Here is a 23188-nt window from a genome sequence, read left to right on the forward strand (position 1 = left end):
TCAGCGCGCCTCGCCATGTTCGGGGTCTTTTGGTCTGGCGGCGAGCAGATATATGACCGCGCCGATGGCGATCAGCGGTGTCAACATGCCGAGGAGGCCGAAGACCATGCCGGTGGCGGTGCAACATCCCATCATCATAAGAGCGATCCTTTCTTTTGCGCACGGTTCAGGAGAACCGCGTAGAGTGCTGTGGCGGCGAAAACGCCGATTGTGATCCGTATTGCGAACCTGAATTCGAGAAGAATGATCAGGATCGACAGGGCCACCGCGAGGCCGGTGGCCCAAAGTTTCGGGGCCGGTCCCGGTTTGCCAGCGCGCAGCCAAAGGGCCTGTGCCACCACGGCGAGGCTGAAAAACAGCAGCGGGAACAGGGCGTAATCGAGCCAGCCCGTGAGGGCCGACAATCCGACGCCAGCGACGATGACGACCAGAAGCGGTGTAAAGCAGCAGAGCGCGGCGAAGAGCGCACCGCCAAGCCCCCATTTCAGCAGACGGTCGGAATTTTCAGGTGTGTCAGTCAAGGAGCCGTCTTTCTCTGTGATGGGTCGGGGCCGGAGGCGCGTTTCATTTGCGAACGACGCAGTGCGCGGACGATCAGGTAGGTCAGACCCGCCAAAACCAGCACGGCAATGCCACTCATTCCAGAGAGCCAAGCCCCAACGCCGCCGAACAACGCTGCAAGCACGGCAGTTCCGCCGCCGCAGCAGACGACCACGACCGGAGCTGCTATTCCGAAGGCCAGCAGGCCACCCATCAGATTGTCACGCATTGCAGGAGATTGTCACGCATTGCAGGCGGCTCAGGAGGCTGTGTCGGGCAGCACCTGCGCCGGATAGCCATTGGCCGTCACCGCGCCGATGATGCTTTCGATGGAAGTTTCGGCGTCATCGTAGGTCACGCTGTAAACACCCTGCCCGTATTCGGGGCCGTCCTCGAATGCGGCGATCTCGACCGACGGAACACCGCGCATCGAGCTGGCAACAATGAACGAACAGGACGGGCATGTCAGTTCGCTGACGGCGATCTCGACCTGGCGCTCTTCAGCGAGGGCCGGGGTCGAGAGTGCGACGATGGCCAGGGCGGATAACAGGAGATGCTTCATGGTCATGGTCCTCGTTCAGAATTTCAGGATGAAGGGGGTGATGTAGGGAAAGATCATGGCGACAGCGACAATCGCGGAAGCGGCCCAGAGGGTTGCGCGCATGATGCGGCGGTCGATGGGGCGGGCGCAGGTGCCATCGGCACAGGCCTCGGCATCTACAGGCTTGTAAGCCTTGTAGAAGCCGTATCCCAAAAACGCGGCGCTCAGCGCGAAGGTGTACCATTTGTAGGCATAGAGCGCCCCGAGCTGCGCGATGAACACGCCTGTCACGCCAAAGCTGACCAGCACCAATGGAAGGATGCAGCAAGAAGTCATCGCCAGCGCACCGAGGACGCCGAGGCCGGTCACGCCCCATCCCTTGGTGGTTTCGTCGCCAATTTTCTGCGACTGAGATTGCGGAAGTTCCGCCAAATGTTGTTCCATCGAATCTTCCTTGAACAGATGTTTCCACCGTTCTAGGGTCTGTAGTTGATACAGGCTCAAGGGATTTTTCGGCACAATGAGTAACACAAGCGTGAGATCAATTCGGCGGGGCGATTTGGCCCGCGCAACGGGCTGCAACCTGGAAACCATTCGCTATTACGAGAAAATCGGGATCATGCCGGACCCGCCGCGCAGTACGAAGGGCTACCGAAGCTACGACGATGCCCACGTCAAGCGGCTGAAATTCGTCATGCGGTCCCGCGATCTAGGCTTTTCTCTCGAAGAGGTTCGCGGGCTGCTTGGGCTGGTCGATGACCGATCCCGGACATGCGCCGAGGTGCAGATCATCGCCGAAGATCATCTGACTGACGTTCAGGCCAAGATTGCCGATCTGCAGCGCATCGAGCGCGTCCTGTCGGACACTGTTGCGCGATGCACCGGCGATGCTGCCCCAGAATGCGCGGTGATCGATGCGTTACTCGATGCTTAGTCCACCCTGAAGAAGAGGGGGCAACGGACCTTCGTGAACGGCGCAGCGAAAGCCCGAAAAGTCCGCTGTGCCGTCGCTCAGGCAAGCTGCGGCGATGGTCGGGAGCGAGCCCAGACCAACGTTCCTGCTGCGTCGCGGCGAATATCCGTTTGTAGAAATAGTTTGCTAAACGGCCAACTTTTTGTATAGTTGGCTACATGGAAAACTATCAATCCGCGCTCGATACTGCCTTTCATGCTCTTGCCGACCCGACTCGTCGGGCCATGATCGCACGGCTGATTGAGGGACCTGCGTCGGTCAAGGAGCTTGCGGAGCCTTTCGAAATGGGCCTCCCGTCATTCCTTAAGCATGTGAAGGTTCTGGAAGCCAGTGGGCTAATCAGCTCGGAGAAGACCGGACGGGTTCGAACCTGTCGCCTAGTGCCAACGCACCTCGCTGCTGCGGAAGGCTGGCTTAATGAACAGCGGGCTATCTGGGAGGCTCGAACGGATCGCCTGGCCGCATTCGCCGAAAATCAACATGCATCGGAGACGAACAATGACGTCGAATAACCAACTGTCCGTATCCAGACTGATCAATGCTCCGCGTTCTGCGGTCTGGCGGGCCTGGGCGAACCCAAAGAACTTCGAGCAGTGGTGGATACCCGCCCCTATGGTTTGCCGGGTCGAAAAGATGGACCTTAACCCCGGCGGGGGCTTCGAGACCCTGATGAGCGAAGACGGCGGTGAATTTAAGCCTCATGTGGAGGGGTGTTTTCTAGACATTGTCCCGCAGGAACGGATCGTTTTCACCACGGCGCTGAAGGAAGGATGGGAGCCTGCGGAACCATGGCTGACGTTGACCTCAATCATCACAATGGAGGACGAAGGTAGCGGCACACGATACATCGCCCGTGCCCTCCACAAGAATCCCGAGGACAGCCGAAAACATGAAGAGATGGGGTTCGAGGAAGGCTGGGGAAGCACCATAGACCAGCTAGCGAAGTTGGCCGAAAAACTTTGAAGCAATCAGCAGGCAGATAGAGCGGACATCCGAGTCCGCGGAGCGAGGGGCAGGATGGTCCCGCAGTGCGGACCTCAGACACTAAAGAAATCGAGCACCCGCAGCGAATGGCCGGTCTGGAGAAGCTGCAACGCGGCGCTCGGCGTCGGGATGAAGGTCCGCTTTGGGCCGTCACCGTCGCCCAAGCCGTCCCAGTCTCGCCAGCTGCGCCAGCATTTTTGATCCCGAGTCTGCGGATCCTGTGCCGCCTCCGGAACCCGTCTGTCGCATGCCTTGCCGCACTGGCATTTGCTCTACGCCAAAGAACTGCCGCGCCCTGAGGGCTGCGTATTCTGCGCCACTGGCCCCGCCGATGAGGTAGCGATTGTAGGCCTGCTGGCTTCCCATGGCGGCGCGGGCAAAGCTGTAGCCGCCGCCGAGGCCACCGGAGAGGGCGGGCATCATGATGTTGCCGGAGATCGCGCGGACGATGAAGGGCGTGGCGATAATGAAGCCCTTGGCCATGAGCACCATCATGAAGAAGGGGATGAGCGCGCCGATGTTTGAGGCTCCTTCGGGATCGCCTAGTTCACCGATGAGCGCGGAGGAAACGCCTGTGATCGTTGCGAACACGCCTGCGACGACGATGGGGTATAGCGCAAAGGAGATCAGCGCGGACAGCCAGCGCGCGAAATAATCCTTGGTGACCTCGAAGAGGGTCAGGAAAATCATCACCGGGGCGATCCCGATCAGAAGCGCGATCATCAGTCGGGAGGCCACGAGGATGAAGGCGGCCAGTCCGCCGAGGATTGAGAGTAGAAGCACACCGACTATGTCAAGCATGGCGCCGGCCATCCAGTTCAGCTCAGACCCGGCGGCGTTGAGATAGTCCCCTAGTTCCGCGATCAGCCGGTCAAACTCTTCGGCGAAAGTTCCAGAAGGGCCAGGAGTTCCACCACCGACCGAGGCGACAAGCGCCCCCGCAATGCTGTCGATCCCGGCCAGGATGGCGGAGGAGAGGGCGTTGAACTGCACCCAGTTTGTCGCGAATATCCCGATAAGGCCGATCTTGACCGCGAGCCAGAAGGCCGTGCGGCCGTCCATCGCCTTGTACTGGTAGATCATGTTCAGGAAGACGAGGATCACCACGAGCGTTGTTCCCAGCACCAGAAGCGTGCCGACCGTTGCCGCGACCGACCCGAACTGGGTTTCTGCGGCGGTGTCGAGATAGCCCTGGGAGGTTTCAACGAAATAGGTGACGACGCTCATAACGGGGCTGCCTTACCAATTGCCTGCGGTTTCGCAGATGGCTTTAGCCTCAAGGCGAACGTCGTTCGCGCGCTGATTGTAGGCGTCGGATGCTTCCAGCATTTTCCAGCGTTCGTCACTCGCGTGCTGCTCATGAAACTCCGCCTCGGCAGCGTCCCAAGACGGGAACCGGATTTCACAGTCGCAGCTTTCGGTCTCGATGATGCGCTCGAGATTCTGGGCGCGGTAGATATCCTGGACCAACACGCGTTGATAGGCTTGGCGCAGGGGTATTTCTTGCATCCAGCTGGGCTCAGCGGGTCGGTCCGGACAGACGTCAAAGCTGCGATCGAGGGTCGGCACCATATTGCGCTCGGCGAAGGCAGGGACAGCCAGTAGGCTCACGGCCAGCGCGACTAGCGCAAGGGTTAGCCGCGCCGGCTTCATTCCGTGGCTCCGATGATAGTGGTTTCGCGCTTCAGGAAAACTGTGTGGCCGACATTGGCGAATTCCGAGGAGCTGATCGACACGACCTCCCAGCCTTCGGCCCCCTTCGCGTTCAGGCTGGCCTGCATGTCGGTGAGACTGGTTTTTCGGGTCATGGGAAAGGACAGGATGTCGTATTCAAATGTCTTCATCGGGAAGTTCCAATCTCAGTTGCGCCGGGGAGGTAAAATTCGGTGATGCCGCGCCGGCCATCGTGGCGACCGGCCTGGATGATCACATCGATGGAGTTTTCGATGTACTGGATCATGTCGGCATAGGTCATCGGGATCTCGGTCTTGAGTGCGGCGATGGCCAGACGCTGCACGGCAAGTTGCGGGGTTTCGGCGTGCAGTGTGGTCATGGACCCACCATGGCCAGTGTTGATCGCCTCGAGGAAGGTCATGGCCTCTTTGCCGCGCACCTCGCCGAGGATGATCCGGTCGGGGCGCATGCGCAGCGTCGCGGTGAGGAGCACGTCGGCCGACTGGAATTCCGCGTCGCGATTGGCGATGAGGGTCACGGCATTCGGCTGGGTCGGCAGAAGCTCGGCGGCTTCCTCGATGGTCACGATGCGTTCCTCGGACGGTACGTGCGAGAGGATTTTGCGCGCGGCGACGGTCTTGCCGGTGGAGGTGCCACCCGAGACGATCATGTTGAGTTTGTTCTCGACGCAGAAGGCAAGCGCATCATCGATCAATCCGGCGGCCACCACGGCGCGCAAGGCGCGCTTCTTTTCGACGCGCAGGTCTTCGAGCTTGCGTTCCTTGCCGTAGAGAAAATCGAGCGCGATGCCCTCAAGCGGCAGGCTCGAGAAGAACCGCAAGCTAATCGACATGGCCGAGAGCACGGCGGGCGGGGTGATGACCTGTGCGCGGATCGGACGGCCCTTGTAAGTGATCGAGACCGAGACGATGGGGCGGTCCTTGCTCATCGTGGTGTTGGCAGAGGAGGCGATCTGGTTGCCGAGGTCCTTCACTTCGGTTGCTGTCAGCTTCTGGTCCAGCTTTCTCATGAAGTGATCGCCCTGGAACTCGCCCCAGCAGGTTCCGTCTGGGTTGATGCAAATCTCGATGACATCGTCGCGGGCGGCGGCGTCGATCCGGTCGAGCGAGGTTTGAAGATAGCTCAGCGACATGGGCTCAGAATATCTCCAGATCGCGGTCGACCATGACCGTGACGCGGGCGCCCTGGTCGACATAGATGACCGGGCCGATCGAGAGGTAATCGCCAATCACACTGTCCGTGGCATCGGCAAGATCATCGCCCACGTCTTCGAGCACATCCGCGGCGGTTTCGTCCTGCACATTTGCAGCGGCTGCACTAGGCGCGGCGGAGATCAGTGAAATCAGCGCGGCCGAGCCGAAGCGCTCGTCAAAGCGCGTGTCGACAAAGCCGGTGACGCCGGAGCGACCCAATTCATCGCCCCCAAAAGAACTGATCTGGATGGTCTGGTTGTCGGGCAGAATGATCCGGTCCCAAGCGATCGAGACCCGGCGCTGCGCGATATCAACGCCCGAACGATAGCGCCCGATGAGGCGGGATCCACGCGGGATCAAGAGCCGAGAACCGTCGAAACTGAACACGTCTTCGGAAACAACGGCCCGGGTCTGGCCGGGCAGAGAGCTGTCGAGGGCGGTTTCCATGACGGCCTGGATCATCGTGCCCTGGATGATCGTGTTGGAGGGGTTGGCGATGACCTCAGCTTGCGTCACCGAAGTGGGCAGCGCACCATTCAGCACAAAATCCGTCACTTGCCCAAAAGTCCGTTCGGTCAAAGCAGTTTCATTTGCGCCTGAGGTGCCGCCAAAGGCGATGGTGGGGGAGGTGATGCGGCGCTCCTGAAACGCGCGCTCCTCAGCAGCGCGGCGTTCAAGTTCCGCGAGCCGTCGTGCTTCTTCCTCGCGGCGCAGCCGTTCTTCTTCCCGCGCGCGCAACTCGTCCTCGGTGGGCCCGGTGGGTGCGGGGAGGGGGCGGTTGGCCTCGAGTTGGGCCAGTTCCAGATCCATGCGGAGTTGCTCAAGGCTGCGATCCCGCGCCGTCAGTTCGTCCTGGAATCGTTGCTGTGCGGCTTCCGAGGCGGCTTGGAGCGCAGCGATCTGAGCGGTCAGCGCGTCGATCGCCTCTGCGGCGGCGGTGTCTTCCTCGACGACCGGTTCAGGGGCGTTGCGCAATTCCTCGATCTGGGCCTGAAGGGCTGCGAGCTGTGCCAGAAGCTCAGCATTGGGCTCGACCGGATCGGGTGCGACGAACACAACCTCGGGCTCGGGCGGGGGCAAGGTCTCGATGGCGCCGAACCCGTCGCCTTCGTTCTGGAACACGTCCGGCGTGGCCGTGGGAAGGACTTCCTCTTCCTCGGGTTGGGACATGAGATAGAGCAACGCACCGCCCGCGCCGATCACGAGGACGACGACCAAAGCGAGCAGCGGTGAGCGCCGTGGGGCAGGGGGCGAACCAGCGCCCTTGCCTTGTTCTAGAGCAGCGAGGCGTTTCTCGAGGTCTGCGTTTCCAGTATCGCTCATGAGCCTACCCCCGCAGGTGGGGTGGCCTCGATGCAGACCACCTCCTCCCCGATCCGCAGCACCCATTGTCGGTTCACACCTGAAACCCGGATCACGCTGTCCTCGGTGGCTTGCGTGTTGACCGTGCGCTCACGGCCATTGGCGTAGCGGAAGATCGCAGGCACCGGCGCGTTCCGCGGAAATTCGAAATACGTAAACGTCCCGTCATCCCAGACACGGGTGGGGGTGAACTCGGTCCGCGCGCTGGCACCGTAATTATAGTTCGGCGCTTGGGCCGCGATGGCACGTGTGGGCCGCGTATTGTCTTCGGGGTAGCGGAACTGGACCACGTAAAAGGTCGGACTGCGGGTCTCCTCGACGTTGAAGTAATAACTGCGCCTGTTCGTGTAGACGGTCACATTGGTATGCACCCCGCGCGCCACCGGCTTGATTGCAAATGCCTGGCCTCCGGGCACGCCATCGATCTCGAAGCCCTCGGTGTCGCCCGCGATGATCGAGCGGATGCTTTCGCCCTCGCCGAACTCGATGGTGCTCACATGGGTGAGCGACACGCTGAGACGGTAGACCTGACCCTCCTGGTAGGTGGCCAAGCGCACTCGGCTGTCGTTGGGACCGCCACGCGGGATGGCTTCGGCAGAGGCGAGGCCGGGCAACAGGGCAATGACAAAAATAAGCGATCTTATAAACAACAACGTCAGTTCTCCAATCTGTCGGAGCGGATGGAATATTCGAGGACGGTGAAGCCGAATGGATTGGTCCAGACCTCATCGATGGAGCGGCGGGTCTCCGGGCGGAACTCGAAGAGAAGCGTCGCAGTGAAGAGGCCGGTCTGGGTGCCGTTAATGGACGTCAGGCGCTTGCGCAGGCGGACCGTCGCGCGGTTGGTTCCGATCCGGTTGATGCTGAGGATTTCCACGTCGAGCCGAGCATTGGGGCCATAGACCGTCGGAGGGTAATTCTCGTTGGCGCTGTTCCAGATCTGGCGCAGCCCGCTCTCGGCAGCTCCGTCCGAGCGGCGCAGGACGCTGCGGATGCGCAGATCGTTATCGAGCTGGTTATAGACCTCCCGGTCGGTCACATAGCGGAACACCTCCGCCTCGATGATCGCCTGGTTGGCGGTCACCGAGGAGGCGCCCACCGAGGCTTCGGGGAGTGCAAAGCCGGTGGCGGGATCATAGGGGACAACGACGGGGGGCGGATCGACATCGAGGATCGAGACAGCTGCCGCGCTCAGACAGCCGATGATGCCGAAGACAAGGCCTATCAGGCCAAGACGCTGCCAAAGCCGTTCACGGCGCAGGGCACCGTAGACCAGCTCTTCCTCGATGATCTCTTGTTCACTCGCCACGCGTCACACCCCGCACTCACTCGGCCCGCAGCTCGGGCAGCGTGAAATCCATGAAGCGCTGCTCCTCGGCGATGGTGGCGGCATCGATCACGCCGCCGGTGCCATCGCCCACGGTTTGAATCGCTTCCAGCTGCCACATCGCCACGAGGGCGATGGCCAATTCAGCTGTCACGCGCGTGTTGAGATCGACGCTTTGCTTGAGCTCTTCCATGTCGTCGATGAGCCCGACAAGGCGGTCGACCCGCTCGAGCGATTGGCCGGCATCTTCATAGCTGTTCTGGGCGGCGGCTGAGACGAGTGCGCCGGTTGTTGCCTGCGTGGCCACACGGTTGGCCCCGGGATTGCCGCTGGTGGCCATTTCCGAGAGGGTGTCTTCATCGAAGCCGAGATCGGCCAGCACCCGGTCCATCTGGGTTTCGATTTCGCTTGCGCCGGAGCCCGAGAGGCCCGAGAAATCCCCAGTCTTGATCGCCTCAATCGTGGCGAGGATGTCCCCGAACTCTTGGTCGAGCAGACCGTTCAACTCGTCTTCCATTTCCGTCCGGATGATTTCGGGAAGCTCGGCAAGTCGGGTGAGCGCTTCATAGGTTCTTTGCAGCTCCGCGAGTTGATCCGTGAGAAGGCCGAGCTGTTCGCGGAGCTGCGTCAGCTGCTCGTTTTGCAGGATCTCGTCCTCGATCATCTGCCGGAGCTGCTGGATGTTTTGCGCGATGTTCTGGGTGTCGACGACCGGTACACCTTGTGCTGCGGCAGGGGGTAGGGCGCTGAACTGCAAGCCAACGCCAAGTGTCGTGGCCAAAGCTGTCCTCAAGAGCAGATGTCCCATCATTCAACCTCCCTGATCGTGAAATCCATGAACGCGCCTTCGGCCATGCGGGCGCTGGCCTGGGCCAGCTCTTCGGCGGAGAGCAGCTGGGTGCGGGCGGCCTGAAGCCGGATGCGGGCGGCCACGAGACGCACGAGTTCGGCGCGGGCATAGGTGTTGAGCGCAACGCTCTCCTGCACATCCTCGGTCTCGGAAATCCGTTCGACGATATCCGCAATACGCAGGGCGGCTTGCCTGATCGCGGCGGGTGAGTTGTTGCCATAGAAGGCCGCGCCGTGCCCAGTGAGCGAGAGGTTGGCATTGGCCAGAAGCGCGGGATCGATCGTGCCAAGTGCGTCGATCCCGCCGATACGGCTCAGATAGAGATTGTAGCGTTCAGGAATGACCGACACGTAGTGCTGGGTCTCGCGAAAGGGTGGCACGCCGCCATACTCGAAAACCCGGCCGGGTCCGGCGTTATAGGCCGCGAGGGCGTTGATGATGTTGCCATCGAATGTGTTGAGCTGGGTCGCGAGATAGCGCGCGCCGCCATGCACCTGAAGGTAGGGGCTGTCATAGTATTCCGGGTTGATGCCCAGATCGCTGGCCGTCCCAGGCATGATCTGGGTGAGACCATAGGCGCCGACGGGAGACCGTGCCCCGATCGTAAACCGGCTTTCCTGCCAGATCAGCGCTTGCAGCAACGCGCGCCACTGGAGGGGCGAGAGCCCTGCGCGGCCAACACCCGCAAAGCCGCTGGTCTCCTGGGCGACCCGGATGATGAGCTGCTCGATGTTCTCAGACGCATCCCCGAACATCTGCGCACCGCCGCGATTGGGATCGATCCCGCCCGTTCCATAGACGGCTTCCACGGCGCGGTCGGGATCGCCGCTGCCGCTTTCCAGCCCCGAGACCATGGCGGGCAGGCCCTGACCGCCGAAGCTGGTCTGGGCATCGAGGATGCGTCGGAGGGTTTCCAGCTGCTCCCGTTCGATCTCGGCGATGAGTTCGCGCACGGCAAGCTTGTCGGCCTGAACAGCTAAGTCAGCCTCGCGATCGCCAGTCTCGACGATGTCACGCGCGGTCAGTCCACTGTCATTGGTCGGCACGCCTTGGGCGAAGCTGAGACCGGGCAGCAGGCAAAACGCCAGGATATGAGGCAGGCTAGACTTCAATGTCGCCCTCCGGGGTGCCAAGGGGCGTGAAGTCACAATCAGGCGCGACAGGTGCTGTGGACGCAAGGAATGTGAAGCAGTTCGCCTGCGGCTCCCGGTACTGGGTGCAGGAGGCCAGCGCGCCGAGCGCAGCCAAAGCGACAAGAATACGGATCATGAAAGCCTCCAGAAGTCTGGGCGGTCGCGGTAATCGGCGCCGACAAGCGCTTCGCCCTTTTCCATGCCGCCAAGGATCGTGAGATTGGGTCCAAGGGCGCTCAAATCGGCATCGACGACGATTGAGCCCTGATCGTCGCGGATCAGCGCCAAGCGGCTGTTGCTGCCTGTGTTGAGAAGGACGTCGAGCTCCTTCTCCGTGAGATTCAGCATGGCGTAATCCGCAGGCTGCGCGCGGATATTGGGCAGCAGGATCTGCGTCGGAACGGCTTCGACGATGGTCTTGCCGGTCCGGGTGCGCTCTAGCTGGCTTGCGTATTGCGTCATCATCACGGCAACCGTGTTCTGCTTGCGCGCGGTCACCAGCCAGTTCGACAGCCGCTCGGCGAAATATGCGTTGTCGAGCGCCTTCCAGGCTTCGTCGATCACGATGATGGTGGGGCGGCGGTCCTCGATCTCGCGCTCGACCCGGCGGAAGAGATAGGAAAGGACCGCCATCCGTTCCTTGTCGGCCTCGCTATCGAGAATACCGGTCAAATCGAAGCCCACGACATCGCCTTTGAGTGAAAAAGTGTCCTCAAGGCTCTGCCCGAATATCCAGCCATAGCGGCCGTCTTCGGTCCACTCGAGCGGGTCCGTTGCATTAACTAGCCGACCACCGCAAGTTCCTTGAGTTGGTAATGATGGGGGGGCCGATGGCACAGCACAAGAATCCGTTCAAGCGGCATCGTTTTCCTCGGGAGATCATCCTTCTAGCGGTGCGCTGGTACTGTCGCTACCCGCTGTCGTGCCGCGACGTCCGCGATTTGCTGGCCGAGCGCGGGGTGACAGTCGATGCCTCCACAATCCACCGCTGGGTCAGGAAGTTCGGCCCCGAGATCCGCAAACGGGCCTATGGTGGCCATCGTTCCTGGCGCGGGCAGCAGTGGCATGTCGATGAGACCTACATCCGCGTCGGTGGACGCTGGTGTTATCTATGGCGCGCCGTCGATCAGCTCGGCCAGTTGATCGATTTTCGGCTGACGGCGCGGCGATCTGCCAAGGCTGCAAGGGCGTTTCTGCGGCAAGCCCGAGAGACCGTTCGCCTGTATCAGCCCCTGACCATCGTCACTGACAAGGCGCTCAGCTATGCCAAGGTGATCGGCGAGATCAACGACCGGCTCGGGCCAGAGCACACAATCCGCCATGTCGATCGCAAGTACCTGAACAACCGGATTGAGAGCGATCATGCTGCAATAAAACAGCGGCTGCGGCCGATGCGTGGCTTCCAGACCATGGCCGGCGCCAAGGCCGCGCTCGCCGGGATCGAAACCTTCCGCACCATCCGCAAGGGTCAGTTCGAAAGCTGCAGGACCGGAGTTGAAAACGAGATCGACTTCGTCGCCAAACTCTTCCCGGAAGCCGCTTGATGATCGCAGCTCCTGCTTTTACTGCGCCGAAGCGGCATTAATGCAACGGACCCCCTTGGAAGCGATCCTGACCAATGCAACAAAAACTTGCGACACGAAAATCCCTGATTTTCCGAAGGCCGCCGATCTGTTGCACGTTTTAGGAGTTGTGCAACATTGACTTATAATTAGGCGGCATACTATATGCTGCCGCATGATACTATTGGAACAAAAGCACCTAGCCTTGCTCGATGAGGCGCAACGCCGTGGACAGCCGGACACGGACAACATGCGCCTCTGTTTCGAGGTCTTGGCGCTGGCCTCGGGCATCGACCGGGCTTGCGCTGCGCGCCTTGCGCCGCATCGCCTCTCGGAAGGGAAATTCGTTCTGCTGCTCCTGCTGCGCGACCTGCCGGAAGGGCTTGCGCCGCACGAGCTGGCCGAACGGGCCGGCGTCACGCGCGCCACGATTACCGGCCTTCTGGATGGATTGGGGCGGGACGGCTTCCTTGCCCGGCATCGCGATCACGAAGACCGGCGCAAGGTCACGGTGCGCCTGACGGACAAGGGGCAGGCCGTGGCGCTCAATCTGGTCAATGAGCATAGCCAGTGGATTGGCTCCCTGTTCGCGGGCTTCGACCAGCACGAACGCGAGGCCCTTAGCGGCCTGTTGCGGCGGGTTTGGCGCAATGTGGAGATTCCAGCGAAGGACAGCGCGGCCGTTGCTGCTGGCAATCCCCGGTGAGTGCTGGCCGGTCGGGAAAACGTGTCGCGGATATTGAGCCGGCCCGGCTCGCCCTGCTCAATGCCGGCGCTGTCGAGGTCGCCACGCTGACCGAGTGTCTAGCCGTGGACTTCGCGGCCCTTATGCGCGCCGCTCTCCCCGAAATTGGGGAAGATGCCATAACGACGATGCAGCAAGCGGCGGGCGAGGGCATTTCTCGGCGCATGGCGCTGGCCGCGCGCCTGATCCATGAGCGGCGGGGCCTCGCTGCCGTGGGCGAGCTGCGCGACCGTGTATCCGATACAGCGCGCGGTTGGGCCTGTTTCACGATCGGCGCGGCCGAGGACATGACCCTTGCCGCCCGGCTCGCTGCGATCCAGCCCTTTTCCGACGATCATCATTTCGGGGTGCGGGAATGGTCATGGATGGCCGTTCGGCCTCACATCACCGCCGATCTCGACAACGCGATTGCGCTGCTCGCTGGCTGGACGGCTGAACCGTCCGAACGCTTACGGCGCTTCGCCAGCGAGGCAACCAGACCGCGCGGCGTCTGGTGCACCCATCTTGGCCCGCTGCGGCAACAGCCAGAAAAGGCGCTGCCTATCCTCGAACCGCTACGGGACGATCCTGCCCCCTATGTGCAGGACTCCGTTGGCAACTGGCTGAACGACGCCAGCAAGGACAGGCCCGATTGGGTGCAGACGCTCTGCGCCCGATGGTCGGCAGAAAGCACCACGCCCGCAACCGCCCAAATCTGCAAGCGCGCCCTGCGCTCGATCAACCGCAAGGGCTGACATACGAAAGGATCGCTCACATGGCGCACTATCTGGCCGAACTCTATTCCCCGAAACCCGCATGGCTGGCGCTCGACCAGAACGGTCGCCAGCAGTTTTTCGAGGCCATCGGCTCCGGCATGGGAGCGCTGTCAGCCCTTGGCGTGGAAGCGATCGCCTTGGGTGAGACAGACGCCGCGATCCTTCATGCCCCGTCACAAAAATTCTTCGCGATCTGGCGTGCGCCCGACGCGGCGTCGATCACCGCCCTTGTGTCAGGCATCGCCGCTTCGGGATGGCATGACTATTTCGACACGATCAACGCAACCGGCCCCGGCGTCGATCTGGACGGCCATCTTGCGCAGCTCGCGGCACTGTAGCCGTCGCCTGTCGCAAAAATCCAAAAACCCGCGACAACCGGCGCTACCGTCAAATTCGATGACCCTACTGGAGCCGTTCGGCAATCCATAGCTTGATTAGCGATTGCCGCGTCACGCCCAAGTGCCGAGCCTGCTTGTCGAGGCCCTCGACGACCCACGCCGGAAAATCCACGTTCACGCGCTTGGGTTGGTCGTTCGGACGCCGCGCCTGGGACCAGTCGATTGCATCGCTCACGTTCTCATCGGTGTCGAATTTCTTATCGAACTCAGTTGCCTTCATAGTAGCTGATCTCCTCTTTTCGGGCGCGGCGCACCGAGATGATCCGCACCGCATTACCTCGCGGCGTCCAGACGGCTGCCCAGTGCTTGCCCTCGATCTTCCCAATCGAGATGAGCCGCGGTTCATCCTCGGTCTTGGCGGGCGCTTCGAGCATCCACGGGTCATCCCAAAGAGCCTGTGCCTGATCGAAGTCGATGCCATGCTTCGACAGATTCGAGGCACTTTTGGCGGGGTCATACTCAAAATCCATGCGTAAATATGGTATAGTAATTATCCATTTTCAAGCATGGTTCTGCGTGATCACCGCCGCCAGCCCGACCCTCCGATATTCGGAGGTCTCCGGTCCGAGCTGGCTCCGCGCATCATTCCGACCGGCCCCCAAGTGGCAGGGGCTGGATAGTGCGCAGCCGCCCCTTGGGCGGCTTCCGGCGGGAGGTCCAGGAGGGGCTCTGATGATGGGTTGGGTAGCCCCTCCTGACGGCACTTGTGCCAGATTGATCCGGACAGGATCAGGAGGAATTGGCTATGAAGGAAGTCTCGATCATCGGCGTTGACCTGGCGAAGCAGGTCTTTCAACTGCACGGAGCGACAGCGGAAGGCGAAGTCGTGTTTCGCAAGAAGCTGTCGCGCAAACAGTTTCTTGCGTTCATGCAGAGGCACCCCGGATGTCTCGTTGCCATGGAAGCCTGCGCGACAGCTCATTATTGGGCGCGGACGTTGGCGCCGATCGGGCACGAGGTGCGCCTGATCGCCCCGAAGTTCGTCAAGCCGTATTTGAAGAACCAGAAGAACGACATGGCGGATGCCGAGGCCATCGCGGAGGCGGCCAGTCGACCGACCATGCGTTTCGTCGAGGTGAAGACACCGGAGCAGCAGGGTCTCGGCATGATCTTTCGGCTGCGTAATCTTCTGGTCGGGCAACGGACGCAGACAATCAACGCCTTGCGCGGACATCTCGCCGAGTTCGGGCTCATCGCCGGCAAGGGGCGCGAGAACATCGACAAACTGCGGGCCGCTCTGGAACCGGGCCACGATGGGACGAAAGACCTCCCTCCGGCCGTTCATCATATGGCACAGCTCTGCTTCGACCAGATTGATGACCTGTCCCGACGGATCGCCGAACTTGACGCACAGATCGCGGCGGCGAGCAAGCGGTCGCCTTTCTCTGCCCGGCTGCAGAAGATGCCCGGGGTTGGCCCGGTTACGGCGATGGCATTGGCCGCTTTCGCCCCGCCTATGGAGACGTTCCGTCAGGGGCGTGATTTTTCGGCCTGGCTTGGCCTCGTTCCACGACAACATTCCAGCGGTGGCAAGCAACGGCTCGGTCGCACGAGCAAATCCGGGCAGCGGGATATCCGAAGATTGTTGATCATCGGTGCCATGGCAGTGATCTCCGGTGCCAAGATCAAGCCGCCTGCGGAAAACTCCTGGCTGGGGCGTATGCTGGCCCGCAAGCCCCGGATGCTTGCGGCCATCGCGTTGGCGAACAAGATGGCTCGCATGTTGTGGGCCATGATAACGAAGGATGAAGAGTTTCGAGGGGGACCGCTGATGGCAAACTGATGAAGTCAGCAGCACCGCCTCGAAAATGCGGGAGAAGCTGAAGCTTGTATGAAACCGATCGACCAGATCGGGGTTGGGGAAATCAGGGTCACATGGAGAGCTCCGAGCTCGTTTTGATGTTTTGACCACAGCCCGCGGATCCCATACCGGCCAAGAGGCAGCACGCCTCGCGAAAAGGCCTGACACATGGACGCATTCGATCGTATCATGCCAGCCGAGGCGACAGCCCGCTAAAACCGGGGCTACCCACACATGATGTGACCGCCCCCCGACGGCATCTCTGTGCCAAGGTGGGTCTGCGATGATCCACAAAGGAGGACGGTCATGTCGGAGATTATCACGGTCGGGCTCGATCTGGCGAAGAATGTGTTCCAGGTGCATGGGGCGGACGCCGCAGGCGGTGCGGTGCTACGGAAGAAGCTGCGGCGCACGCAGGTGCTGGGGTTCTTTGAGGCTTTGCCGCCTTGCGTCGTGGCGATGGAAGCCTGTGGTGGTGCACATTACTGGGGTCGAGAGATTGGCAAGCTTGGACATGAGGTCCGGCTGATCCCTCCGGCCTACGTGAAGCCCTTCGTCAAACGGCAGAAGAATGACGCCGCCGACGCCGAGGCGATTTGCGAAGCTGCACAGCGTCCGACGATGCGCTTCGTGTCGGTGAAGAGCGAAGAGACCCAAGGGGCGGCGATGGTGTTCCGCGTGCGCGAGTTACTGATCCGGCAGCGCACCCAGGCGATCAACGCCCTGCGCGGTCACCTTGCCGAGTTCGGGCAGGTTGTGCCGCAGGGCGCTGCCAATGCCTCGAAGCTGATCGCCATCGTCGAAGATCCAGAGAGCGGGTTGCCCGCCGAGGCGACAGCCACCCTGCAGGTTCTGATCGGATCCTTGGCGCACCTCGAGGCGCAGATCGGGAGGCTCGATGCCGAGATCTCACGCTGCGCCAAAGAGAACGAGGTCGCCCGACGGCTGATGACGGTGCCGGGCATCGGCCCGCTGATCGCGACGGCCATCGCGACACTTGCGCCGCCTCCCGAGACCTTCCGGAAGGCCCGGGATTTTGCAGCCTGGCTCGGGTTGGTGCCCAGGCAACACTCGACCGGTGGCAAGCAGCGCCTCGGAGCGACGACGAAGATGGGCGAGCGGTCTCTCAGGCGGCTGCTGATCATTGGCGCCAACAGCGTGATCATCAAGCGCCACGTCCATCGTGAAGCTCAACCCGGCACATGGCTGGGGAACATGCTGTCGCGCAAGCCGTCGATGCTGGTGCGTGTCGCGCTGGCGAACAAGATGGCGCGGATTGTCTGGGCTTTGATGGCCCGCGGTGGCGTATACCAGTCTCCGGCCGTGGCAGCGTAAGCAGCCGTCGGTCGCGAGGACGTCGGAGCGGAAGAGGGCAAGGAGCAGTTTGGCGCAACAGTCGTGAGACGGGATCGGGAGAACCAGTGTGCAACAGAGTGCCTTTGAGCACGCGGCTTTGATCTGGACCCGACCTTCGAACACCATACGGGCCCGCGGCATGACCAAGGCCGCATCAGAGGCCGGACACATGTCAGCACCCGGTGACGCGCGGAAAGCAGCTCTGAAATTACCCCTTGCGCAAGGGGCGGTTACACATGTTGCACAAATCCCGTGTGGGATTCATCTCATGAATCCAGCGTGGTAGCTGGGATACATGAGCAGACCTACACCCCCGACCTACAGGACCAGGAACTGGCCAGCCTACAATGAAGCGCTCAAGCGCCGCGGCTCGCTGACGATCTGGTTCGATCCCGAGATGAGCTGGGATGCCGCGCCGACAGGTAGGCGTGGCCGCCAGCAGACCTACAGCGATGCCGCCATCCAGACATGCCTTTCGATGAAGGTGCTGTTCGGCATGGCGCTTCGGCAGACGACAGGCTTCGTCGAAAGCCTACTGCGGCTGGTCGGCCTCGACTGGGCGGTGCCCGACTTCAGCACCCTGTCCCGCCGCCAGAAGACCCTGGCCGTGAACATCCCGTATCGCTGCTCCAAGGGGCCGCTGCACCTGCTGATCGACAGCACGGGTATCAAAGTCGAGGGCGAAGGCGAGTGGCACGCCCGCAAGCATGGTGGACCCAAACGGCGCGTCTGGCGCAAGATCCATCTCGGGATCGACGAGGAAACACTGGAGGTTCGCGCAGTCGAGGTCACAGGGAGCCATATCGGCGATGCACCGGTCTTACCCGACCTGCTCAACCAGATCCCAGCGTACGAGCAGATCAGCAGCGTCACTGCCGACGGTGCCTACGACACCCGCAAATGCCACGATGCAATCGCTGACCGCGGCGCCCGCGCTGTCATTCCGCCTCGCAAGAATGCCAAGCCGTGGAAGACCGTCACCGCCGGCGCGATCGCACGAAACGAAGCGCTGCGGGCATCGAAATACCTCGGTCGTGCTCTCTGGCGACGATGGAGCGGATACCACCGCCGAAGCCGCGTCGAAACGAAGATGCACTGTGTGAAACTGCTGGGGCAGCGCCTCATGGCGCGGGACTTCGACCGACAGGTCGCGGAGCTTCAGGTCCGTATCGCCGTTCTGAACGGCTACACCGCGCTCGGCATCCCTGTCACAGAGCCCGTGGGATAAGTCTGTCCGGGGAAAGGGGAACCCCGGCCATCAGCCGATTTGTGCAACATGTGTAACCGCCCCTTGCGCAAGGGGTAATTTCAGAGCTGCTTTCCGCGCGTCACCGGGTGCTGACATGTGTCCGGCCTCTGATGCGGCCTTGGTCATGCCGCGGGCCCGTATGGTGTTCGAAGGTCGGGTCCAGATCAAAGCCGCGTGCTCAAAGGCACTCTGTTGCACACTGGTTCTCCCGATCCCGTCTCACGACTGTTGCGCCAAACTGCTCCTTGCCCTCTTCCGCTCCGACGTCCTCGCGACCGACGGCTGCTTACGCTGCCACGGCCGGAGACTGGTATACGCCACCGCGGGCCATCAAAGCCCAGACAATCCGCGCCATCTTGTTCGCCAGCGCGACACGCACCAGCATCGACGGCTTGCGCGACAGCATGTTCCCCAGCCATGTGCCGGGTTGAGCTTCACGATGGACGTGGCGCTTGATGATCACGCTGTTGGCGCCAATGATCAGCAGCCGCCTGAGAGACCGCTCGCCCATCTTCGTCGTCGCTCCGAGGCGCTGCTTGCCACCGGTCGAGTGTTGCCTGGGCACCAACCCGAGCCAGGCTGCAAAATCCCGGGCCTTCCGGAAGGTCTCGGGAGGCGGCGCAAGTGTCGCGATAGCCGTCGCGATCAGCGGGCCGATGCCCGGCACCGTCATCAGCCGTCGGGCGACCTCGTTCTCTTTGGCGCAGCGTGAGATCTCGGCATCGAGCCTCCCGATCTGCGCCTCGAGGTGCGCCAAGGATCCGATCAGAACCTGCAGGGTGGCTGTCGCCTCGGCGGGCAACCCGCTCTCTGGATCCTCGACGATGGCGATCAGCTTCGAGGCATTGGCAGCGCCCTGCGGCACAACCTGCCCGAACTCGGCAAGGTGACCGCGCAGGGCGTTGATCGCCTGGGTGCGCTGCCGGATCAGTAACTCGCGCACGCGGAACACCATCGCCGCCCCTTGGATCTCTTCGCTCTTCACCGACACGAAGCGCATCGTCGGACGCTGTGCAGCTTCGCAAATCGCCTCGGCGTCGGCGGCGTCATTCTTCTGCCGTTTGACGAAGGGCTTCACGTAGGCCGGAGGGATCAGCCGGACCTCATGTCCAAGCTTGCCAATCTCTCGACCCCAGTAATGTGCACCACCACAGGCTTCCATCGCCACGACGCAAGGCGGCAAAGCCTCAAAGAACCCCAGCACCTGCGTGCGCCGCAGCTTCTTCCGTAGCACCGCACCGCCTGCGGCGTCCGCCCCATGCACCTGGAACACATTCTTCGCCAGATCGAGCCCGACCGTGATAATCTCCGACATGACCGTCCTCCTTTGTGGATCATCGCAGACCCACCTTGGCACAGAGATGCCGTCGGGGGGCGGTCACATCATGTGTGGGTAGCCCCGGTTTTAGCGGGCTGTCGCCTCGGCTGGCATGATACGATCGAATGCGTCCATGTGTCAGGCCTTTTCGCGAGGCGCGCTGCCTCTTGGCCGGTATGGGATCCGCGGGCTGTGGTCAAAACATCAAAACGAGCTCGGAGCTCTCCATGTGACCCTGATTTCCCCAACCCCGATCTGGTCGATCGGTTTCATACAAGCTTCAGCTTCTCCCGCATTTTCGAGGCGGTGCTGCTGACTTCATCAGTTTGCCATCAGCGGTCCCCCTCGAAACTCTTCATCCTTCGTTATCATGGCCCACAACATGCGAGCCATCTTGTTCGCCAACGCGATGGCCGCAAGCATCCGGGGCTTGCGGGCCAGCATACGCCCCAGCCAGGAGTTTTCCGCAGGCGGCTTGATCTTGGCACCGGAGATCACTGCCATGGCACCGATGATCAACAATCTTCGGATATCCCGCTGCCCGGATTTGCTCGTGCGACCGAGCCGTTGCTTGCCACCGCTGGAATGTTGTCGTGGAACGAGGCCAAGCCAGGCCGAAAAATCACGCCCCTGACGGAACGTCTCCATAGGCGGGGCGAAAGCGGCCAATGCCATCGCCGTAACCGGGCCAACCCCGGGCATCTTCTGCAGCCGGGCAGAGAAAGGCGACCGCTTGCTCGCCGCCGCGATCTGTGCGTCAAGTTCGGCGATCCGTCGGGACAGGTCATCAATCTGGTCGAAGCAGAGCTGTGCCATATGATGAACGGCCGGAGGGAGGTCTTTCGTCCCATCGTGGCCCGGTTCCAGAGCGGCCCGCAGTTTGTCGATGTTCTCGCGCCCCTTGCCGGCGATGAGCCCGAACTCGGCGAGATGTCCGCGCAAGGCGTTGATTGTCTGCGTCCGTTGCCCGACCAGAAGATTACGCAGCCGAAAGATCATGCCGAGACCCTGCTGCTCCGGTGTCTTCACCTCGACGAAACGCATGGTCGGTCGACTGGCCGCCTCCGCGATGGCCTCGGCATCCGCCATGTCGTTCTTCTGGTTCTTCAAATACGGCTTGACGAACTTCGGGGCGATCAGGCGCACCTCGTGCCCGATCGGCGCCAACGTCCGCGCCCAATAATGAGCTGTCGCGCAGGCTTCCATGGCAACGAGACATCCGGGGTGCCTCTGCATGAACGCAAGAAACTGTTTGCGCGACAGCTTCTTGCGAAACACGACTTCGCCTTCCGCTGTCGCTCCGTGCAGTTGAAAGACCTGCTTCGCCAGGTCAACGCCGATGATCGAGACTTCCTTCATAGCCAATTCCTCCTGATCCTGTCCGGATCAATCTGGCACAAGTGCCGTCAGGAGGGGCTACCCAACCCATCATCAGAGCCTCATCCAGGAGGCATTCGGACATTGCCATCCGGGAATTGACTGCGCACTTGCGGCGATCACGGTGGATTCAGAGCGCGCACACCCCGTCAGGCGTGCCGCGACCACGAAGGTCCGGCCTCCTCACGTAACGCATGACGGGAGCGGTCCGGCCTATGAACCGCCCCCTCCACGATCCTTCACCTGATCGGACCCGTCTCGAAATCAGGATTTGAAGGACAATGACATGAAACCTACAGGGATTATCACTTCCGCCGTGCTTGTCGGCGTGGCATCGGCGGCGCTCGCCCATAGCGGCGCGACCGGTATCGTGAACCCGCATTATTCGCCGAGCCGGCTCGGCGGCGCGCTGGAGGCGGGTTGAAGCCGTTCTTGCCGGCTTCTGGGCACCAGCTTGTTGCCGATGAGAGCTACGCATCCCGGTTTGGTTGAGAGAGTAGACGAGACGACATCCTTTGGATGATTTCGCCCTTTGGATCGGCCACGACTTCTGGCCGCCCCTGGGCGTTCATTCTGTCGGCGGCATCTGCAACTTGCTCGCGATTATGGGTCGGCCCCGCGTAGCATCTGGATCTGCGGCCAGATGGCGGCCCAGTAGGGCGCGGCCGTTGCGGCAAGTATCAAGGTCATGCGCCGGGCTGAAATGATGAGACGAGCGCCGGCGCGCAGCACGCGTTCCCGCAGGCGGCGCAGGCTCCAAGGGGCTTTCGTGGCGCGCGCCATGGCCCGGCGCGCCACGTGCATGATCTGGTAGGCGAGCATGGCGACGAGCAACCGGACTTCGTTGCAGGCGAAGGCATCGATGGGGGGCGTGACCGATTTCGGCTTCTTGCCGCGCAGATGGGTCTTGGCGCGATTGGTGGAGGACAGCGCTGGAGACAGCACGTCCATCAGCTCGCCCATGTGGCCTTCTGCTTTGCCGCGCTGGCGATAATGGTCCAGCAGGGCCTGCCCCTTCATCTGGAAGCGCGAGATCGAGGTGACGAGGAAGAAGCGGTCGGGCAGCAGATCGCCCTCGCGCTCCTTGACTACCAGCACCACACGGCGGGGCTCGTCCCAGCCCTGCGCCTGGTATTCCAGCTCATGCGTCCAAAGCCGCGGTTCCGTCGGCCGTCGTCCCGGCGGTCGCTTCATGTGCGGCGCCGCGAGCCTGTCGAGGGCTGCGTTCGCCCGCAGGCGGGCGACGTGGTGGATGCCGCGCCCCTCCAGGCCCGACAGGAGCGCGCCAGAGGGGAAGCCTGCATCGATGCGCACGGTCGTGATCTTGCACAGGCTGGCCTCGGCCCGATCGACGACGTCGAGAATGACGTCCAGCGCACCGTCGGCAGTGCCGACATTGCCGGGGCGTAAACGCGCGTCGAGCATGTCGCCGGTCTCGGCGATGGAGGTGACCAGCGGGTGATAGACCCGGGTCCGGTAGTGCCCGTTCCACTCGGCCTTCGGTTGATGGCCATGCACCTCGATGGGCAGACTGTCGACGTCCAGCGTCATGCGAGTGCGCCGCTGCCCGCCATTCTCGGCGCGCAGGTTCCGACCGGCGAGTTCGAGGGCAGCCTCCCGCAGAACCTTCAGGTTGCCTGGCTCCGCCAGCATCGCTGTGCAACGCGAAAGCGTGGGCTGAGAGGCCAGCCCAGGGTGCCCAGTCAGCGGCGTCAGCCCGGCCGACGAGGCGGCCGCCACACGCATCGCTGGATCATGCCGCAGGGCATCCGCATCGTCGTGGTCCTGCCAACCCTGAGCGACCAGGAGCACCATGGTCCGCAAGAGCGACGGCAGGTCATGCACGACATCGGCTTGGCGGCGGCTGTCCTTCATCCGCGCCGCCATCCAGCCGATAATCCCGGTCGCGTCGAGAGCTTCTCGCAGCAGTACTGCGCCAGGATCGCCCGTCAGGCGCTCGGCGCGAGTTTCGATCGAAAAAGAGCGGTTGAATCCGGCCGTGACCGGCCGTAGCGTTTCACCCATGCGT

Annotated in this window: 31 protein-coding genes and 1 pseudogene; 11 read left to right on the forward strand and 21 right to left on the reverse strand. The window is 62.1% G+C overall.

Annotation, left to right across the window (positions count from 1 at the left end; all coding sequences use genetic code 11):
• Genes PAE61_RS00355 through PAE61_RS00375 form a run of 5 tightly spaced genes read right to left on the reverse strand, consistent with a single transcriptional unit; the run spans position 1 to position 1525 of the window.
• Positions 1-138, reverse strand: coding sequence for a hypothetical protein (locus PAE61_RS00355; protein WP_007803572.1), 138 nt, complete (start codon positions 136-138; stop codon positions 1-3).
• Positions 135-521: a mercury resistance system transport protein MerF gene (gene merF / locus PAE61_RS00360; RefSeq protein ID WP_007803570.1), complete on the reverse strand. Its 387-nt coding sequence runs from the start codon at positions 519-521 to the stop codon at positions 135-137. Before merF ends, PAE61_RS00355 begins: the two co-directional genes overlap by 4 nt.
• On the reverse strand, positions 518-769 hold the full coding sequence (locus tag PAE61_RS00365) for a hypothetical protein (RefSeq protein WP_072629817.1): 252 nt from the start codon (positions 767-769) through the stop codon (positions 518-520). The genes merF and PAE61_RS00365 overlap by 4 nt, the downstream gene beginning before the upstream one ends.
• A 30-nt stretch (positions 770-799) precedes the next feature.
• Entirely contained in the window at positions 800-1102 is a 303-nt protein-coding gene (locus tag PAE61_RS00370; RefSeq protein WP_040545980.1) for a heavy-metal-associated domain-containing protein, read from the reverse strand.
• Between the two features lie 15 nt (positions 1103-1117).
• Positions 1118-1525, reverse strand: a complete 408-nt coding sequence (locus PAE61_RS00375; protein WP_007803565.1) for a mercuric transporter MerT family protein — start codon at positions 1523-1525, stop codon at positions 1118-1120.
• Positions 1526-1601: 76 nt separating this feature from the next.
• Between PAE61_RS00375 and PAE61_RS00380 the strand changes: the two genes are divergently transcribed.
• From PAE61_RS00380 to PAE61_RS00390, 3 genes are all read left to right on the forward strand, one after another.
• Positions 1602-2015, forward strand: a complete 414-nt coding sequence (locus PAE61_RS00380) for a MerR family transcriptional regulator (protein WP_153218054.1) — start codon at positions 1602-1604, stop codon at positions 2013-2015.
• A gap of 197 nt (positions 2016-2212) precedes the next feature.
• Positions 2213-2566 carry an ArsR/SmtB family transcription factor gene (locus PAE61_RS00385; protein WP_271112117.1) on the forward strand — a complete coding sequence of 118 codons (354 nt, stop codon included), beginning with the start codon at positions 2213-2215 and terminating at the stop codon, positions 2564-2566.
• Positions 2553-3017 (forward strand): SRPBCC family protein, encoded by a 465-nt coding sequence (locus PAE61_RS00390; RefSeq protein WP_271112118.1) that lies wholly within the window; start codon positions 2553-2555, stop codon positions 3015-3017. Before PAE61_RS00385 ends, PAE61_RS00390 begins: the two co-directional genes overlap by 14 nt.
• A 171-nt stretch (positions 3018-3188) precedes the next feature.
• Here PAE61_RS00390 and PAE61_RS00395 read toward each other — a convergent pair whose 3' ends face one another.
• From PAE61_RS00395 to PAE61_RS00445, 11 genes and pseudogenes are all read right to left on the reverse strand, one after another.
• Entirely contained in the window at positions 3189-4265 is a 1077-nt protein-coding gene (locus PAE61_RS00395) for a TrbL/VirB6 family protein (RefSeq protein ID WP_271112119.1), read from the reverse strand.
• Between the two features lie 12 nt (positions 4266-4277).
• On the reverse strand, positions 4278-4691 hold the full coding sequence (locus PAE61_RS00400; RefSeq protein ID WP_271112120.1) for a hypothetical protein: 414 nt from the start codon (positions 4689-4691) through the stop codon (positions 4278-4280).
• The gene (locus PAE61_RS00405; protein WP_150282619.1) at positions 4688-4882 is read right to left on the reverse strand and encodes a DUF4177 domain-containing protein; all 195 of its coding nucleotides are present in this window, start codon (positions 4880-4882) and stop codon (positions 4688-4690) included. The genes PAE61_RS00400 and PAE61_RS00405 overlap by 4 nt, the downstream gene beginning before the upstream one ends.
• Complete coding sequence (locus PAE61_RS00410) at positions 4879-5865, reverse strand: ATPase, T2SS/T4P/T4SS family (protein ID WP_271112121.1); 987 nt, start codon at positions 5863-5865, stop codon at positions 4879-4881. Before PAE61_RS00410 ends, PAE61_RS00405 begins: the two co-directional genes overlap by 4 nt.
• Before the next feature lie 4 nt (positions 5866-5869).
• Positions 5870-7249 (reverse strand): TraB/TrbI/VirB10 family type IV secretion system protein, encoded by a 1380-nt coding sequence (locus tag PAE61_RS00415; RefSeq protein ID WP_271112122.1) that lies wholly within the window; start codon positions 7247-7249, stop codon positions 5870-5872.
• A complete protein-coding gene (locus tag PAE61_RS00420; protein WP_271112123.1) occupies positions 7246-7941 on the reverse strand; it encodes a TrbG/VirB9 family P-type conjugative transfer protein in 696 nt (231 codons plus the stop codon). Before PAE61_RS00420 ends, PAE61_RS00415 begins: the two co-directional genes overlap by 4 nt.
• Positions 7942-7943: 2 nt before the next feature.
• The gene (locus PAE61_RS00425; RefSeq protein WP_076981280.1) at positions 7944-8597 is read right to left on the reverse strand and encodes a VirB8 family type IV secretion system protein; all 654 of its coding nucleotides are present in this window, start codon (positions 8595-8597) and stop codon (positions 7944-7946) included.
• Between the two features lie 16 nt (positions 8598-8613).
• Complete coding sequence (locus PAE61_RS00430; RefSeq protein WP_271112131.1) at positions 8614-9423, reverse strand: type IV secretion system protein; 810 nt, start codon at positions 9421-9423, stop codon at positions 8614-8616.
• Positions 9423-10577 (reverse strand): lytic transglycosylase domain-containing protein, encoded by a 1155-nt coding sequence (locus tag PAE61_RS00435; protein ID WP_271112124.1) that lies wholly within the window; start codon positions 10575-10577, stop codon positions 9423-9425. Before PAE61_RS00435 ends, PAE61_RS00430 begins: the two co-directional genes overlap by 1 nt.
• Positions 10567-10734, reverse strand: a complete 168-nt coding sequence (locus PAE61_RS00440; protein ID WP_170317860.1) for a hypothetical protein — start codon at positions 10732-10734, stop codon at positions 10567-10569. The genes PAE61_RS00435 and PAE61_RS00440 overlap by 11 nt, the downstream gene beginning before the upstream one ends.
• Positions 10731-11360, reverse strand: a pseudogene (locus tag PAE61_RS00445) (VirB4 family type IV secretion system protein); the annotation flags it as partial. The pseudogene PAE61_RS00445 and the gene PAE61_RS00440, both read right to left, overlap by 4 nt.
• Positions 11361-11428: 68 nt before the next feature.
• On the opposite strand from PAE61_RS00445, the gene PAE61_RS00450 reads away from it, so the two are divergent.
• From PAE61_RS00450 to PAE61_RS00465, 4 genes are all read left to right on the forward strand, one after another.
• Positions 11429-12142, forward strand: coding sequence for an IS6 family transposase (locus tag PAE61_RS00450; RefSeq protein WP_271109796.1), 714 nt, complete (start codon positions 11429-11431; stop codon positions 12140-12142).
• A gap of 193 nt (positions 12143-12335) precedes the next feature.
• Positions 12336-12866, forward strand: a complete 531-nt coding sequence (locus PAE61_RS00455; RefSeq protein ID WP_271109798.1) for a MarR family winged helix-turn-helix transcriptional regulator — start codon at positions 12336-12338, stop codon at positions 12864-12866.
• Positions 12863-13639 carry a DNA alkylation repair protein gene (locus PAE61_RS00460; protein ID WP_271112125.1) on the forward strand — a complete coding sequence of 259 codons (777 nt, stop codon included), beginning with the start codon at positions 12863-12865 and terminating at the stop codon, positions 13637-13639. Before PAE61_RS00455 ends, PAE61_RS00460 begins: the two co-directional genes overlap by 4 nt.
• Positions 13640-13659: 20 nt before the next feature.
• A complete protein-coding gene (locus PAE61_RS00465; protein WP_271109800.1) occupies positions 13660-13998 on the forward strand; it encodes a DUF6616 family protein in 339 nt (112 codons plus the stop codon).
• Positions 13999-14062: 64 nt separating this feature from the next.
• On the opposite strand, the gene brnA is transcribed toward PAE61_RS00465, so the two are convergent.
• Together brnA and PAE61_RS00475 are read right to left on the reverse strand one after the other, a co-directional pair.
• A complete protein-coding gene (gene brnA, locus PAE61_RS00470; RefSeq protein WP_271109801.1) occupies positions 14063-14278 on the reverse strand; it encodes a type II toxin-antitoxin system BrnA family antitoxin in 216 nt (71 codons plus the stop codon).
• Positions 14265-14528, reverse strand: coding sequence for a BrnT family toxin (locus tag PAE61_RS00475; RefSeq protein ID WP_271109802.1), 264 nt, complete (start codon positions 14526-14528; stop codon positions 14265-14267). Before PAE61_RS00475 ends, brnA begins: the two co-directional genes overlap by 14 nt.
• A 275-nt stretch (positions 14529-14803) precedes the next feature.
• On the opposite strand from PAE61_RS00475, the gene PAE61_RS00480 reads away from it, so the two are divergent.
• From PAE61_RS00480 to PAE61_RS00490, 3 genes are all read left to right on the forward strand, one after another.
• Positions 14804-15841, forward strand: a complete 1038-nt coding sequence (locus PAE61_RS00480) for an IS110 family RNA-guided transposase (RefSeq protein WP_036743765.1) — start codon at positions 14804-14806, stop codon at positions 15839-15841.
• 324 nt (positions 15842-16165) lie between these two features.
• Positions 16166-17194, forward strand: coding sequence for an IS110 family RNA-guided transposase (locus tag PAE61_RS00485; RefSeq protein ID WP_009803435.1), 1029 nt, complete (start codon positions 16166-16168; stop codon positions 17192-17194).
• A 316-nt stretch (positions 17195-17510) separates the two neighbouring features.
• Entirely contained in the window at positions 17511-18443 is a 933-nt protein-coding gene (locus tag PAE61_RS00490; protein ID WP_271109803.1) for an IS5-like element ISPko1 family transposase, read from the forward strand.
• A 307-nt stretch (positions 18444-18750) separates the two neighbouring features.
• Here the strand turns inward: PAE61_RS00490 and PAE61_RS00495 are convergent, their stop codons facing one another.
• Both PAE61_RS00495 and PAE61_RS00500 read right to left on the reverse strand, forming a co-directional pair.
• The gene (locus PAE61_RS00495; RefSeq protein WP_271112126.1) at positions 18751-19779 is read right to left on the reverse strand and encodes an IS110 family RNA-guided transposase; all 1029 of its coding nucleotides are present in this window, start codon (positions 19777-19779) and stop codon (positions 18751-18753) included.
• Between the two features lie 324 nt (positions 19780-20103).
• Complete coding sequence (locus PAE61_RS00500; RefSeq protein ID WP_036743765.1) at positions 20104-21141, reverse strand: IS110 family RNA-guided transposase; 1038 nt, start codon at positions 21139-21141, stop codon at positions 20104-20106.
• 304 nt (positions 21142-21445) lie between these two features.
• Between PAE61_RS00500 and PAE61_RS00505 the strand changes: the two genes are divergently transcribed.
• A complete protein-coding gene (locus PAE61_RS00505) occupies positions 21446-21583 on the forward strand; it encodes a hypothetical protein (protein ID WP_271112127.1) in 138 nt (45 codons plus the stop codon).
• A 179-nt stretch (positions 21584-21762) separates the two neighbouring features.
• Here PAE61_RS00505 and PAE61_RS00510 read toward each other — a convergent pair whose 3' ends face one another.
• Complete coding sequence (locus PAE61_RS00510; protein WP_271112128.1) at positions 21763-23184, reverse strand: IS1380 family transposase; 1422 nt, start codon at positions 23182-23184, stop codon at positions 21763-21765.
• Positions 23185-23188 lie beyond the last annotated feature (4 nt).

Source organism: Paracoccus aerodenitrificans, assembly GCF_027913215.1.
Classification (GTDB): Bacteria; Pseudomonadota; Alphaproteobacteria; order Rhodobacterales; family Rhodobacteraceae; genus Paracoccus; species Paracoccus aerodenitrificans.